8 protein-coding genes and 1 rRNA gene (1 of these 9 cut by a window edge) are annotated in these 16,114 nt (G+C 46.3%); 4 read left to right on the top strand and 5 right to left on the bottom strand.

Annotated elements, in window-relative coordinates:
• Both ACT6NV_RS09205 and ACT6NV_RS09200 read right to left on the bottom strand, forming a co-directional pair.
• A 16S ribosomal RNA gene (locus ACT6NV_RS09205) occupies positions 1 to 1,190 on the bottom strand; it reaches 338 nt to the left of the window's first position.
• A gap of 479 nt (positions 1,191 to 1,669) precedes the next feature.
• Positions 1,670 to 3,655 (bottom strand): putative porin, encoded by a 1,986-nt coding sequence (locus ACT6NV_RS09200; RefSeq protein ID WP_445384184.1) that lies wholly within the window; start codon positions 3,653 to 3,655, stop codon positions 1,670 to 1,672.
• Positions 3,656 to 3,826: 171 nt separating this feature from the next.
• Here ACT6NV_RS09200 and ACT6NV_RS09195 point away from each other — a divergent pair, with 171 nt between their 5' ends.
• From ACT6NV_RS09195 to ACT6NV_RS09185, 3 genes are all read left to right on the top strand, one after another.
• The gene (locus tag ACT6NV_RS09195; RefSeq protein ID WP_445384183.1) at positions 3,827 to 8,107 is read left to right on the top strand and encodes a thrombospondin type 3 repeat-containing protein; all 4,281 of its coding nucleotides are present in this window, start codon (positions 3,827 to 3,829) and stop codon (positions 8,105 to 8,107) included.
• Positions 8,104 to 8,817: a hypothetical protein gene (locus ACT6NV_RS09190; RefSeq protein ID WP_445384182.1), complete on the top strand. Its 714-nt coding sequence runs from the start codon at positions 8,104 to 8,106 to the stop codon at positions 8,815 to 8,817. Before ACT6NV_RS09195 ends, ACT6NV_RS09190 begins: the two co-directional genes overlap by 4 nt.
• An 86-nt stretch (positions 8,818 to 8,903) precedes the next feature.
• Positions 8,904 to 9,569: a hypothetical protein gene (locus tag ACT6NV_RS09185; protein WP_445384181.1), complete on the top strand. Its 666-nt coding sequence runs from the start codon at positions 8,904 to 8,906 to the stop codon at positions 9,567 to 9,569.
• A 344-nt stretch (positions 9,570 to 9,913) separates the two neighbouring features.
• On the opposite strand, the gene ACT6NV_RS09180 is transcribed toward ACT6NV_RS09185, so the two are convergent.
• The 3 genes from ACT6NV_RS09180 to ACT6NV_RS09170 are packed head-to-tail and all read right to left on the bottom strand — an operon-like array spanning position 9,914 to position 15,269.
• Positions 9,914 to 10,747, bottom strand: coding sequence for a hypothetical protein (locus ACT6NV_RS09180; protein WP_445384180.1), 834 nt, complete (start codon positions 10,745 to 10,747; stop codon positions 9,914 to 9,916).
• An 11-nt stretch (positions 10,748 to 10,758) separates the two neighbouring features.
• Positions 10,759 to 12,210: a RagB/SusD family nutrient uptake outer membrane protein gene (locus ACT6NV_RS09175; protein ID WP_445384179.1), complete on the bottom strand. Its 1,452-nt coding sequence runs from the start codon at positions 12,208 to 12,210 to the stop codon at positions 10,759 to 10,761.
• 20 nt (positions 12,211 to 12,230) lie between these two features.
• Positions 12,231 to 15,269, bottom strand: coding sequence for a SusC/RagA family TonB-linked outer membrane protein (locus ACT6NV_RS09170; RefSeq protein WP_445384178.1), 3,039 nt, complete (start codon positions 15,267 to 15,269; stop codon positions 12,231 to 12,233).
• A gap of 222 nt (positions 15,270 to 15,491) precedes the next feature.
• On the opposite strand from ACT6NV_RS09170, the gene ACT6NV_RS09165 reads away from it, so the two are divergent.
• Positions 15,492 to 16,088: a ribonuclease HII gene (locus ACT6NV_RS09165; RefSeq protein ID WP_445384177.1), complete on the top strand. Its 597-nt coding sequence runs from the start codon at positions 15,492 to 15,494 to the stop codon at positions 16,086 to 16,088.
• Positions 16,089 to 16,114: the final 26 nt, after the last annotated feature.

Here is a 16,114-nt window from a genome sequence, read left to right as displayed (position 1 = left end):
GACGTCATCCCCACCTTCCTCACGGTTTGCACCGGCAGTTCCGTTAGAGTCCCCATCTTTACATGCTGGCAACTAACGGTAGGGGTTGCGCTCGTTATAGGACTTAACCTGACACCTCACGGCACGAGCTGACGACAACCATGCAGCACCTTGTAATGAGTCCGAAGAAGGGTCCATCTCTGGACCTGTCCCACTACATTTAAGCCCTGGTAAGGTTCCTCGCGTATCATCGAATTAAACCACATGCTCCACCGCTTGTGCGGGCCCCCGTCAATTCCTTTGAGTTTCATTCTTGCGAACGTACTCCCCAGGTGGGATACTTATCACTTTCGCTTGGCCGCCGAGACCGAAGTCCCGACAGCTAGTATCCATCGTTTACGGCGTGGACTACCGGGGTATCTAATCCCGTTCGCTCCCCACGCTTTCGTCCATCAGCGTCAGTGTGTGGTTAGTGACCTGCCTTCGCAATCGGTGTTCTATGTGATATCTATGCATTTCACCGCTACACCACATATTCCGGCCACTTCACCACAACTCAAGACTAACAGTATCAAAGGCAATTTTACGGTTGAGCCGCAAACTTTCACCCCTGACTTATTAGCCCGCCTGCGGACCCTTTAAACCCAATGATTCCGGATAACGCTCGGACCCTCCGTATTACCGCGGCTGCTGGCACGGAGTTAGCCGGTCCTTATTCTTACGGTACCGTCATCTACCCACACGTGGGTATTATTCTTCCCGTATAAAAGCAGTTTACAACCCGTAGGGCCGTCTTCCTGCACGCGGCATGGCTGGATCAGTCTCTCGACCATTGTCCAATATTCCTCACTGCTGCCTCCCGTAGGAGTCTGGTCCGTGTCTCAGTACCAGTGTGGGGGATCCCCCTCTCAGGGCCCCTACCTATCGTAGCAATGGTGAGCCGTTACCTCACCATCTAGCTAATAGGACGCATGGCCATCCTCTACCGTTAAAAACTTTAACTACTAATAAGATGCCTTAAAGTAGTACTATGGGGTATTAATCCGGATTTCTCCGGGCTATCCCCCTGTAAAGGGTAGGTTCCATACGCGTTACGCACCCGTGCGCCACTCGTCAGCGGAAAAGCAAGCTTTTCCCTGTTACCGTTCGACTTGCATGTGTTAGGCCTGCCGCTAGCGTTCATCCTGAGCCAGGATCAAACTCTTCATCGTAGATTCTTAAATATTGTACTTATCAATAAAATGCAATACCAAAATATCTCACCAGAAACAGTCCTCCCAACTCGGTCCAGGTTGTTATATAATTCCTTGACGGATGTTGTTTATTTGTACAAAATGCTTCTCTCATATAAGCCCCGGTCTGTCAAAACCAAAACCCAAAAAAAAAGCGTACGCTGTCTGTCAATATGTCAATGAACTTTCTCTTACTCTTCTCGCCCCTCAAACGAACCTCTTAAAGTTCGCCTCAAAAGCGGGTGCAAATATAAAATGGTTTTTTGGCTTCCACAAACTAGTTTCGAAAAAAAATCACTTAAAACTTTCCCAATTTACTAACCGCCTCAAATCAAGTTACTTACAATTAAGCGTAGATTAAAAAAAGAATCAAATCCATTCCATTACTGCTTATCAGAGGTGTAAATGTAGGATTCCTAAATTTCCAACGACCCGCCTTTTCGTCAGGTTAAGAAAAATCAGGAGAAAAAATTCCATACCAACCCGAAGCGTATCACAAAATCGCGGTACGGATAATTGGGAGCGGAATAGAAACGATTTTCGCTAAAGGAAGAATTAAAATGCTCTGCCTTGAGGTACACCCGGGTTTGACGGATACGGGCATTGATAAAAAAGTCCAGCATGGGAAACCCGCCCAGCTGCTCCCTGTCCTGAACATAAAACTCAGAAAGTAAAGGGTTGTAGGCATTCATATAGTATTCCGTAAAATACTTAAGGGTTACTCCGGTTTGGATAAACATGGCCTTTTTAAAGATATCGCTGGAAAAGTAAAGGGTATTCCGTGTAACCAGGGTCGGGAGGTTCAGGATATTGCTGCCCTGGTCTACCTCCTGGTATAAGAGGGTGTTGTTCAGGGCCCATTTACCCAGGCGGAATTCCTTCTGGTATTTAACCCGCAAATGGCTGATGCGCTCACCAGCCTGAAAGGGTCTGATTAGCGCCCTTTCTTCTCCATTGGCAATTTGGTCCGCATCCGCGGTCGATTCGAAATAAGCATAATTATCAGTAGTGGAAAACTGCGTCTGCAGGCTTCCGAACAATTTGGAATCTATATTAAAGTACAGGCTCTGCACCTGCTGGTTTTCAAAATTATCAGTGTTATCCCAATTGTAATTAAGGTAGTCAGACTGATAGAGCAAATAATTAAAGTCAGGTTTTCTGGCCGAATGCCTGATCCCTCCGGCGATTTGATGATTCTTCCCGAGCGGGAGCTCAATACCAGCATCCAGGTAGGAGCCCGCCAGTTCTCCTGAGAGCCCGAGCCCTCCCCTGGCATTGAGTTGCAACTTGCCAAAATGTTTTTTCCAACTTCCGCCCAAGAGAATTTCGTCCCCTTCAAGCCTGTTCGGGATAGTGCCTGAATCGGTTATCAGCAAGCTGGTGAAATAATACGAATAATTAAAATGCGTAACAGACCCCTCCAGCCTTCCGGATATCCTGTTGTCCACCCCTAGCCGCACTTCATTGTAAAATGTCTTTAAATAGGCCTGATCCAGCACCGGTTCGAATAGCAAGCCGCCGAAATATTCCGATGAATTGGTTCCCTGATTGTACTGGTACCATTTAGTTTCATAGGTGAACCGATGCCCCATATAGAGTGAGCCACGCCTCTTTACACTGTCTTTTACCCCGCCCGCAAGGCGGTATTCCTGATCCAGGTAATAGCGTTTCCCATTGAGCCGGCTAAGTGCATTGGAAAATAATACATCAATACGGGAACGATCCGTAAAATCATCATTTCCAGACTCGAATTGGGTTTCCTTATCTAACAGCCCCCCGCTCTCTTCCGCTTCCAGATCCTGGGTGGCTATGTGGGCCATAAAGCGGTAACGGCCATTTTTGGTTACATAATTAGCGGTAGCCCTGAAATTCCCGGACTGGGCCTGGTCTTCCTGGTATTTCCCAAGAGAGCGAAAACCTTTAAAGGCCAATGAAAAATTAAGGCGTCTGGAAGTATTGAAGGTTAGCATGGCGTCCAGCAATTGCCCCTGTTCAAAGGTGGTCTTAAAAAAAAGCTCTGTAAGCGGGGTCGCCACATTGTAATACTTTATATCGGATGCTTCAAAATAATTGAAATGGCGGGCAGCTGCTCCCAGCTGCGGCAGCCAGGGCAGATCTGAAAGGTCTGCGCCCAACCGGTTGTAGGGTTGGCCCACATTGGCAAAGGGCATCAATTCAAAATCATCCCTGCGCAGGAAGTTATAACGATATTCTTTCTGAATAGTTAGTGAGGTGTCCAGAATAACGGTATCCCTGTTCTGGGAGATGATCTGGTAGTTTTTTATACTGATCACTTCCCCCTGTTGTTGCGCCTGGGCTTTCCTGGAGTCAATCCGCCTGGAGAGCGCCGTGGAATCCTTTTCCTGTCGAAGGGTCCTGGGAAGCTCCTGAGCTTTAAGGCCCGACATGCTCAGGACCAGTAATATCAATACGGATAAGCGCATAGGAACATTCTTGCTGGCAAAGTTACCTTTTTTGTTCTGAATGAAAAGTGAAAGTTTCAGAGCTTTCGATCCAAAACCTTGTTCTTCTTTTTAGCAGCAGATTAACACATCCGTTAAACGGAAAAAGTTGATAAATCCGCCGATTTTCGGCATATTTACAAAAAAATTGCAATGAAGCATGTATTCTTCATAGGGTGCTTATTGTGCAGCAGCATTGTCATGGCTCAGTTTAATGAATCTGCCCCCTGGATGGCGAGCCTGAAGGATTCTAAAGCCACCTCCGCTAAAGGTTTGGAACAACGATATAGCCTGAATGAAATTTCGGATGCCTTCCACCAATACTGGAAAGGAAAAGATTCACTGGCCAAAGGCAGTGGCTTCAAGCCTTATATGAGGTGGGAAAATTACTGGCAGCATTTTGCGGACGAAAACGGCTACATCCCTACCTCCAAACAGCTTTGGGACACCTGGAAGGAGGTACAGAATCTCAATGCAGAGGTCAATCCCGTGAGTAACTGGACTGCGCTGGGCCCCTTTTCAAGTGGCACCCTGGCCATAGGACAACCGGGTGCCGGACGCATCAATGCCGTGGCCGTAGACCCCAATAATGAAAATGTCTGGTACGCTGGGGCACCTGCCGGAGGAATCTGGAAATCAGTCGATGCAGGCAACACCTGGGTAAACCTTTTCGATAATTTTGCACAAATAGGGGTTTCCGGCATCGCCATTGACCCAAATGACTCCAATACTATCTATATAGCTACCGGGGATGATGACGCTTTTGATTCCTACAGTATCGGCGTTTTCAAATCTACCGACGGGGGTTTGAACTGGAACGCAACAGGCCTCAATGCTGAAATAATTGACAACAGCTGGAGCATGAACGAGATCTTCATCGACCCTACCAACTCCAGTATCGTTTGGGTGGCCACCAATAGAGGCCTATATAAATCTATCGATGCAGGAGCCACCTGGAGCAGAACTTTTGATAGCCAGGTGGGAGACTTTCGCCTGAAACCCGGAGATCCGAATACCATATACCTCGTTACACAGAATACTTTTCACGTATCCACAAATGGAGGCGTCTCCTTTACCCGAATCATACAACCCTTTCCTTCCGGAGCCGGAAGGATGGTCATAGGGGTATCCCCTGCCAACCCTTCAGTGGTTTATGTCCTGGTGGCAGACACACTTCAAAACGACTCCGCATTCCTTGGTTTATACCGGTCCGATGACAGCGGGCAAAGCTTTACCAAAACACTGAACACCACCGATATTTTTGAACGCAACCAGGCCTGGTATGACCTCTGTATCGCTGTTTCCCCTACCAATGCAGATGAAGTATATACAGGAGCCATCAATATCTGGAAAAGCATAGATGGAGGGGATTCCTTTGTCCGGCTTAATAATAACGACTCAGACGTTAGCCAGGCCTATACGCATGTAGACATCCATACCCTGAAATTCTTCAACAATAAATTATATGCGGGCACCGATGGAGGTTTTTACGTTACGGATGACGGAGGCTCAAGTTTTACGGATTACAACAACGGATTGGCAGTGACCCAATTTTACCGGATGTCCATCGCCAAAAACAACGCCTCCAAAATAAGTGCCGGAAGCCAGGATAATTCCGGTTTTATATACAACAACCAGCAATGGAATATTTATACCGGTGGCGATGGGATGGATTACGAGATAAACCCGGTAAATGCCAATGAAGTTTACGGTTTTGTACAATTTGGCTCCGTGTTGTTTATCAGCACCAATTCCGGACAGAACCTGGGAGCGGTTGGGGCCCCCAGGAATTCCAGCGGCAATCCTATTTCAGGGGAATGGATTACGCCCCTGGCCATAAGCAGAGACGGAGAGGTATATGCGGCATATGATGCGGTTTACAAGTTGAGTGGTAATGCCTGGGAAAAAGTATCTGCAAGTATAGGAACCGATGCCCTTGACGACCTCGAGATTGATCCGATCAATCCACAGGTGATGTATATTGCTGAGGGTGAGAATATATATCGCAGCCAGAATGGTGGGGCCACCTTTCTGTTCCTGAAGAGGTTTGATGCCGAGATATCGGATATTGCCATTAACAGCCAGGATCCCAATATTTTGTATGTGACTACCTCAAGGAGGGTGGGGCGTCCCCAGGACTCGGGTACCTCTGCAACAAGAGGTGTTTTTAAATTAACGGTAAGCGGCAATACAGCCACTGAGGAAGACATCACCCTTAACCTTCCCACGGACCTGGCCTTTTTCTCAGTAGCCCATCAGGGCCGGGACCTTAACAATCCCATATATGTGGGAACCAGTGTGGGGGTTTTTCGCCTGGACGATACCCTGAGCGAATGGGAAGAATACAGTACCGGTTTACCAAATACGGCTGTAAGCGACCTGGAAATAAGCCTTGATGATGAAGTATTGGTGGCAAGCACCTACGGCAGGGGCGTCTGGGTCTCGCCCATCCCCGCACAGGACCCGGACAACGACGTGAAACTGATATCCCTTACCCCGAATCCCCTGCGTATTCTGTGCGGTGAAATATTTCCGGAAATAGTAGCAGAAAACAACGGTATCAACCCCATCAGCCAGATAGATGTGGAATACAGCATCAATGGTGGCGCTGTTCAGAGCTTTACATGGAGTGAAAGCACCCTGCTTACCAACGAGCAGGCTACAATTTCCCTTCCTTCCCTGAACCTGACAGCTAAAACAGAAATTACTATCGAAGCATCCGTTAGTATTTCAGGAGATGCCTTTGCCGACAACAATTCGGCCAGTACTACTTTTTATACCAATGATTTCGGGATTGGAGATGCCATAAATGATTTTGAGGCATCCAATGCCACCCTGCTTACCTATAATGAAACCGGAGGTAACAGTGTATGGGAAAAAGGAGTGCCGGAAGGTACGCTTCTGAACGAGGCAGCTTCCGGGACAGAGGTTTACGGGACCAACCTGGATGGTAATTATCCTGATGCGGCCAAATCTTACCTGGTCAGCAATTGTTACGAATTTTCTTCTATTCTGGCACCTGTACTTTCCTTTAAAATGGCCTATGACCTGGAAGAAAATTTTGACATAGTTTACGTGGAATACTCCACCAACGAAGGCCAGAGCTGGGAGGTTCTTGGAAATGTCAACAGCCAGCCCAATTGGTACAGCAGTGACCGGACCAATGCAAGTTCCGGAACAGATGACGACTGCCAGCTGTGCCCTGGAGCCCAGTGGACGGGCAGGAATACCACCCTTACGGAATACAGCTATGATTTTACGGCAAACGCCATACAGGGAGAGACGGACCTCAGGTCCGAGGATAGTATTATTTTCCGTATAACATTCGCTTCAGATCAGTTTGTGAACGAGGAAGGTGTTGTCATTGATGATTTTGTTGTTACAGGCTTTCAGGACGACGATGACGACGATAATGACGGAGTACTGGACCTAGATGACAATTGTCCTTTGACCGGGAATGCCAATCAGCTGGATACAGATGGCGATGGAATAGGCGACGCCTGCGACCCGGATGACGATAACGACGGCATTGCGGACACTGAAGACAATTGCCCGCTTGTTGCCAATACGGATCAGGCTGATGCAGATAATGACGGGATAGGAGACGTTTGTGATCCCGATTTAGACAACGACGGGGTCCCAAATGACAGGGATCTTTGTGATAACACGCCGCCGGGTGCTGTGGTCGATATAGACGGATGTGAAGTGTTTTCACTCCCTCCAACCAATTTCAGTATACAGACTTTGGGTGAAACTTGTATTTCTGAGGATAATGGTCAAATCCTGATCACAGCTGCAGAAACACTGGACTACACTGCAGAGCTCAGCCAGGCTGGTGCAAGTCTGCAAACGCAGAACTTTGAGCAGGAAGCCAGTTTTACCGAACTGCCTGCAGGCACTTATGAATTGTGCCTTGGAGTTGTGGGACAGGCAGATTATCAGGCCTGTTATATTTTGGAAATTTCAGAACCCGAACCCTTATCCGTAAGTGCCAAAGTGCTCAGCCTGACCAGCCAGATTAACCTGGAACTGGAGGGTGGAAAGACCTACCTCATTTATTTGAACGACAGGCTTTATCAGACCTCTGATTCCAGTATAAGCCTGCCACTGAACGGAGATGTTACAGAGTTGCGGGTAGTTTCGGAACTGGATTGCCAGGGGGAATTTAAACAGCTTATCAATTTAAGCAGTACCCCATTGGTTTCCCCAAACCCTATTGCAAGTGGCAATCTGGAAGTGTTGCTGCCCGACACAACAGAAACGACCATTAATGTTTCGCTTCATACCCTGGGAGGGCAACAACTGATATCCCGGAATGCAACCCTGTTAAGCGGGAAACTAATCCTGAATATGGATATCTATCCCGATGGGATTTACTTGCTGAACATAAAACAGGGTGATAAGTTGTACAATTACAAAGTCATTAAAAAATGAAACCAATATACAAGAAATTAAGCCTTGGAATTGTTGCCACCCTTATGCTATGCTGTAGCGGAGGGGATTCTTCTGGGGGCATCCCGGATCCACAACCTGTGCCCGATCCTGTTGCAGCTATACTGATTTTTCCAGCCAACAATACAGAGTGTAATGAAGGGGAGATCTTATCTGCTCAGCAGAGCCGTGTTACCTTTCAATGGAATGCCTCGCAAAACACAGATAGTTATGAGGTGCGCCTTACTAATCTTAATACGAACTCCATCACTAGTACCATCTCCAATACCAATGAAGCGGCCATAGTCATACAGCGGGCCACCCCTTATGAGTGGTCTGTAACTTCCAGGGCCAGGGGCTCTAACCAAACAGCCAGCAGCCCGGTATGGCGGTTTTACAATGCCGGGGAAGGTGTTAGTAACTATGCCCCCTTTCCGGCTACAGCTATATTCCCGGAACGGGGAAGTACCCTCACTAATGCAGGAACGATAACGCTACAATGGGAAACTTCGGACATAGACGGGGATCTGGCCTCTTTCGAGGTATATCTGGAAGAAAACAATACCGGCCCACAAACCCTGATAGGTACAACTTCTGAAAACTTCCTTGAGGTCACTGTCTCCCCTTCTTCGGTCTATTACTGGCAGGTGGTCAGTAAAGATGCGGCTGGGAACAGTTCTGTTTCAGAGGTCTTCCAGTTTGCAGTAGAATAAAATACATTGACTGAAATCACAACTGCTACCCAACCTAAAAGCAAGCCTAATAAGAAAATATTTAAATTAAAACAGGAACACTATTTATGAAAGCATTCAAGCTTTTGCTCTTTATTCCCATTATTGGGTCGGCTCAGTTAACCCTGAATAACCCCGAAGGCGGGGTCCTTCAATTATCCACAGTTAATCGCAATTATGATCAGACTAAGACCGACGGCTCCCCATACCTGGAAGATGAATTTAAAGGCGGGAAGGTATATGTCAATGGGGATGTTTCCCTTGAAAAACCTATGAGGTATAATGCGTACATCAGCGAAATAGAAATATTTGCCGGACAAAAGCAATACGCCCCGCTGCTGAAAAGAGCTTATATTACAGCCCAAATAGGAGACAAAACGTACAAAATGCTTCCCTACACCACCGATAAGGAATTACAAAGGGTAGGATATTTTAATCCGCTTAACGAAGGGGAGGTTGTCCTGCTATTTAAACCGGAAGTAAAACTACGCCAGGGAAGGGTTCCGGACACGAATTACGGTAAATATGTACCCCCCACCTATATCGATATCAGTTCGTATTACCTGAAAAAAGGAGAGGCCCCGGCTGAAAAAATCCGCTTGAACAAGAAATGGGTATTAAAGACCCTTGGCGACCAGAAAAAAGTACTGCAGGAATATATTTCCAGCAATGAGCTTAATCTACGCAAGGAGTCCGATGTAATTGTGCTCCTGGACTACTACAACAGCTTGTAGAGCACTTCCGTCAGCAATTAGACCCATCTGCGGCTTTCCCGGGCTTTCCCGGTATAGCAAAGTATAAGCGTGCACCTGTTTGCCGTGATATACATCCTGATTCTGTTGGCAAATATCCCTGCTCATCTTTTATGGCCCAGCACATAACCCTAATTCCTTTTGTTTAAGAATAGGTTATCTACAAGGTAATGCACCTATATCAAGATCTATATCTATTATAGGGAGGATATAGCAGACCATACCATAAACGGCGCTAAATGCCGGTGTGCTAATAAAAAAAAGAGCCCTCCAATGGAAGGCTCTTTTACTCTTTTATTCCCTGACAGGAATAAGCGTTTGGTTATTTACGGCTGTTTAACCAGGTTAAACACGTGTGGGTTTCCAGCGATATTTGCGCTGAAATCCAGTGTCATCTCAATGATTCCAACACAGGTAAGTACACGACCTCCTGGAAGTAATCGGTAGAAGTTAGGTCCAAAACTAACAGTTGAGTTAATCTTAGTCTCATCTACCGCTACAATTGCACCTGTCTCCGGGTCAATAGTCAGAATCAGATCCTCAGCACCTTCAGTAATGTATGTACCGTCAACTATTGTGATCTGGTTTTCACCTGGTCCGAGGACTACTTCACGGGTGAAGTCAGTCTCCCCGAAGAAACCTGCGAAAGTAGAAGCTACTACATCATAGCTCCCCACAAGGTCTTCAATAATCACACTGGGGCACTGTACATCCAAACCTACAGAAAGGACGTCTATGCTGTTTTCTCCAATTTCAGCTCCTTCAACAGACACAAGGTTTAAAACAATAGCGTCAGTGGCTGAAGGCAGGTCTACACCTGGGATCGTGGTTATGGTAATATCTGCAGTGAATTCTCCCGCCGCAATCGAAGGCGAAAGGTTATCTATACTGTAGAAAGAAGGATCCAGCGTAGACGATGCATCCACTTCCAAAACTACAGACCTTGGAGAGTCAGACAGGGTTGATACCCCAACAGTAATAGTATTATCTGTATTCTCAGCAGGATTAAAAGTAATACGGGTTGACTCCAAGCCTCCGTTGAACCCTGCAATTGCTCGGCCGTTTTCTACATCGAAAATCGGCGTTCCGTTGTCCTCACAGGATATCCCAATAAGGGCTACTGCGAGAAGTAATGAAATTTTATATACTAAGTTCTTCATTTTTCTACTTTTTAATAACCGCTATTTTGGGCCATATTTGGGTTTGCATTGATTTCTGCAATCGGGATTGGTAACTGGAACCTGAAATCACCTGCAGATAAGGTCTGAACCTCAGCCGGAGTCCCGGATCCATCTATAATATCACCAAAAGCAGAGCGCTGAACGGCTTCTCCACGACGCTTCAGGTCAAAGAAGCGGTGTCCTTCGAAGCAGAGTTCTACCCTTCTGTTAAACTGTATGGCATCCTCGAGGGCCTGTCCGGTTTCCCCGGGTGAACTAAAGCCGGTGAATCGCTGGGCTCTCAACTGGTCGAGCGTTGCAAGGGCCTGAGGCTCCAATCCAAGCTCGAACTGTGCTTCAGCCTTGTTCAGCAATACTTCTGCTGCACGCATAACTTTAATATCGAGACGTCCGTTCACCTGTCCGGCTTCTCCAAGGAATTTGCGAATAGCATTGTAATCATTCCCCTGGTTCGTACCCACAAACTGAATCACATTCCTGCGAAGGTCATTAGGATCTATAGAGGTAAAGAATTCATATTCAATCGCGTATTCCGAAATGGTAGAAGAAGAGTTGGACTGGCTGTACAATACCCCAACATTGTTGAAGTTACTCTCAGAAGAAGTATTAACGGACAACTCAATTACGATTCCCGAATTAGTAGTATCCTCATACATATCCAGTAATTCAGCCGCAGTAGCCAGCGAAGTGGTTACCTGGTTTGCAGCATCGATAGCATCCTGATAATCTCCATTATAAAGATATACTCTGGATAGCATTCCAAAAACACCATTGCGATTCAGTCTTCCTTCTCCGTTGGATGCACCAATCAACTGGCTTGCCCTTTGCAGGTCGCCGATAATTTCAGCATAGTTACTATCTACGGTTTCCCGGCTGGGTTGTGCAAAAGGATCACCTGTATCCCCGTCTTCCACCTTAATATATACGATTCCATCAGAAGAACCAGCATTGGCACTCTGGGTTGGAATCTGGGCAAAAGTACGTACCAGATCAAAGTGCGCCCAGGCACGGGCGGCCAGGGCCTGCCCCAGGATGTTATCCTTTTCAGGACCGTCTGCCAGGTTATCGATCTGACCGATAATCAGGTTTGCAGCGTTTACTGCCTCGTAAGCCTCGCTCCAGTATAGTGGAATAGCACCACCGGAGTTTGGAACGTAGCGGTAATCGTAGTAAAGTTCGTTGGATGTCCTTCCTGTCTGTACCAATACGACATTATCAGAGAGGATATCCGGAATTCCCTGCATCCCACTGCCCGGGCTGGAATAATAGTTCCAGAGCTGGCTGTAGATACCGTCTACACCATTTTGGAAAGATGAAACACTGTTGAAAAATGTCTCAGGATTTCCTTGTGTAAATGGCTGCAGGTCATTTAGCTCATCGTCACAGGCTACAAAGCCAAATGCGAGAACAAAAACCAATATTTGTAAATACCTATTTTTCATTTCTTTGCTCATTTTTTTTATTAAAATCCTATTTCAAATCCAAAGGTGTAAGACCTGGTTTGAGGGTAACTAAAGAGCGAAAACTCTCCGGGCACGAACCCTGCGTTACCTGGTGCAGCAGTTTCTGCAGAACCCAGTCCAATCTCAGGATCCCCATTGTAATTTGTAAAGGTAAGGAGGTTCTGACCGGTTACGAAGAAACGGAAGGAATCCAGTCCTATATCATTAACAAATCTGCTTGGGAGGTTGTAGTCAAGCGTTAAGGTTCTCAATCGAACATAATCTCCTTTTTCAAGGAACCGGTCTGTACCCTGGTCTGCTGTATTCTGGAATAATGGACTTGGAAGTACATTTTGGTCTCCAGGATTTTTCCAGTAGTTAAAGGCTTCAACCCGTTGGTTACGGTTGATGTTCCCTATTGCGATACCTTGCTGCCTTTGGAAGTTCAGGATATAGTTCCCAGCTTTGTAAACAAAGTCGGCACGGAGTCCGAATCCATTGTATTTAAAGGAGGTAAAAAATCCACCTTCGAGGTCAGCAGCCGGAGATTTGTCTTCCAGCAATACCTGGAAGCTCGGGCTGTATTCGTTGGTTACATTTCCGTCAGTATCCAGATACAACGGCTCACCATTGGCAGGATTCACTCCGGCATAACGCTCCAGGTAGAAAGAGTTGATTTCTTCTCCTTCCCGCAGGATTGTATTACCGTTGATGATGTCTTCTCCGTCTACCAATGAAACTACTCGGTTATCAAGGAAGGTAATGTTACCACCCACGCTCCACAGGAAGTTTTCCCCGCGGACTACATCGGCATTCAGAGAGATCTCAACCCCGCTGTTTTCAATTTCACCAATGTTTGCCAGGATAGAATTATCTTCATCACCAACTGTCTGCGACAATGGACGGTTAAGCAACAGGTCTTTGGAGTTTTTCTTAAAGTAATCTATTACCCCATTAATACGGTTGTTGAATAAGCCGAATTCCAAACCTATGTCCAGTATCGCCTGTGATTCCCATTGGATCTCAGGGTTACCCACTCCTAATGGAATGGCAGTGGTCTGCCCATTGTACGTATTGAATCCTAATAGGTTCAGGAAGTTGAAATCCCCAATGTTCTGGTTACCCGAAGTACCGTAAGAAGCTCTCAGCTTCAGGTTGTTGAAAGGGGTGTTTTCCATAAAGCTTTCACGGGCAATGTTCCACGCCACACTTCCACTGTAGAAGGTACCGTATTTGTTGTCCGGACCGAATCGGGAAGAACCGTCACGACGAAGGGATCCGGAAACGATATACTTTCCGTCGTAGTCATAGTCTACGAAAAGACCCTGTGAGAAAAGAATTCTTCTGGCTTCGTTAGAACCAGCGTTGGAAGCCTCCGCTGCTACATTCTGGTAAGGAATGTCAGGAGAAGGGAATCCTCGGCTCGTGGCGAATAAAGAAGTAAAGATTCGTTCGTTGTATTCCAGGAGGAAACTAGCAGTTAAATTGTGGCTGCTTCCAAACGTATCATTATAGGTAAATAAGTTACTAACGTTATATTGAAGCGTATTGCTGAAATTATCCGTCTGGGTACCTGGGAAGTTAGCGTCACCTACAAATCCTTGCAGGACCCCTCCGGCCAGTGACCGGTTGGTACGGTTGAAACGGTTATTGGTTGCACCCAGTGCAAAGCTGTTAGTGAATTTATCGGACAGCGTCATATCGGCACTCAGGTTACCTACAATCAGGAAGTTCCTGTTATTTTCTGGCTCTGTCTGAAGGGCCAGGGCAATTGGAAACCCGGTTGTAGTAGGGTTGTAAACAGGATTCCCATCGGAATCTGTAACTACAGCCCCGTTGTCATCCCTCAGGAAAAGCGGGTCCCATGGGTTGTAATCGTACATAGCACGGAAGGGGTTCTGAACGTTGTTCCGGTCCCTTGGCAGATCTGTTGTATTGCGAGACAATGAGATGTTTGCTCCAATATTCAACCATTCTTTTGCCTGATAGGTGGTATTCAAACGAGCAGTTACCCTTTCGAATCCTTTAATACGATCAATAATACCCGTATTTTTATCATAACCTAAAGAAAGCAGGTAAGTCAAATCTTCACTCCCCCCTGAAACAGTAAGCGAGTTAGATTGGATAGCTGCCTTTCTTAATAATTCTTCTTCCCAGTTCGTATCCAGTGCCAAAAGACGGGCACGCTCTTCCGGAGAGGCGTTAGCACCCGGCAGGCTTTGAGCCGCGTTCACGCCCAGGTCTGCAAATTCTTTTTCAAGACGCAGTTTTTGTTCGGTATTCATCAGGTCAAATGGATCCGGAATTCGCTCTCCAAAACCATAGGAAGATCTGAAAACTACCTGAGCCTCGCCGGAACGACCACCTTTAGTTGTAATAACGACAACCCCGTTTGCACCCCGTGATCCATATTTGGAAACGGTGGCAGCATCTTTCAGGATAGAAAGACTTTCAATGTCATTGGGGTTAAGGTTGTTTACAAAATTAGCATCCACAGGCGTTCCATCTATTACATATAACGGAGTAGTACTCGCATTAATGGAACCAACCCCACGAATCTGAACGAATGCCGTTTGTCCCGGACGCCCGTTGGCGGCAGTTACCTGCACACCGGCAGCCTGACCCTGCAGAATGTTATCTACAGAAGTGGATGGAACAAAGGACTCGATTGCATCCGTTTTAACCGTTGCAACCGCAGAAGTACTCAGTTCGCTGGATCGCGTTCCGTATCCGACTACCACTACTTCTTCGAGGGTCTCTGCATCTTCATCCATTTGAACATTTAACGTATTGGATGCACCTACCACACGTGTCACTGTTTTTTGACCCAGATAACTATACCTCAATGTTTCTCCAACAGAGGCATTAAGGGAGTAGTTACCATCAAAATCTGTCTGGGTTCCGCGAGTTGTTCCTACAACCACTACTGAAACTCCAGGTAATGGCAAGCCATTTTGGTCGGTTACGTTACCCGAAATCGTTTTCTCCTGTGCAAAGGAGAAATTAATGCTCAACACCAATAATAATGGCGTAAGCATCCAAGTTAGTTTTGATCTCATTTAATTAGTTTTTGAATTAGCCGGTGGCAAAAATCCCAATAATTAGTTACTTTTCCAAAACACATTTTGTTACAAAAACACCAACTGTTAAAAAATAATTCAGTTTTACGATTTGTTTAATCTTTTTTGTTTTTTGATAAACATTATTTAATTTTTTAACAGAAAAAAATTGTGCTTTTTCGGTCTTTTTCTATTTCTATAAGAATTATTAACAAGCTTTAGATGCTAAAAACGGTTTACAGTTGCGCAAGTGAGGCCGGAACCGACGAAGCGGGCCGGGGATGCCTTGCCGGGCCGGTTACGGCGGCAGCTGTTATTTTACCGGAGCAGTTCAGTAGCGCAATACTGGATGATTCCAAAAAACTTTCTGAAGCCAGAAGAAAGCTACTGGAAAGCCAAATCAGGCAGGAGGCAGTTTCATTTGGGATTGCCCATGTTTTCCCTGAAGAAATAGACAAAATCAATATCCTTAAGGCCTCCATACGGGCCATGCACCTGGCTCTGGATCAGTTAGCCACAAGGCCTGAAGCCATAGCTGTGGACGGGAATCGTTTTTACCCATATCAGGACATTCCTCATTCTTGTCTCATAAAAGGAGATGCACGTTTTCTAAATATTGCTGCGGCATCTGTACTTGCCAAAACGGCCAGGGATGCTTATATGGAAAAGCTTCACCAGACATACCCTCAATACGGTTGGGACCGGAACAAGGGGTACCCGACGCGTGCCCACCGAGTCGCCATCAAAAAATTCGGCATAACCGAGCACCACAGAAAAAGCTTTCAATTATTACCCAGGCAATTGAATTTTGATTTCTAGGCAGTACTTTTGGGTAAAGTTTATCT

Source organism: Robiginitalea insularis (genome assembly GCF_052497835.1).
This window is presented reverse-complemented; position numbering and strand designations above follow the sequence as displayed.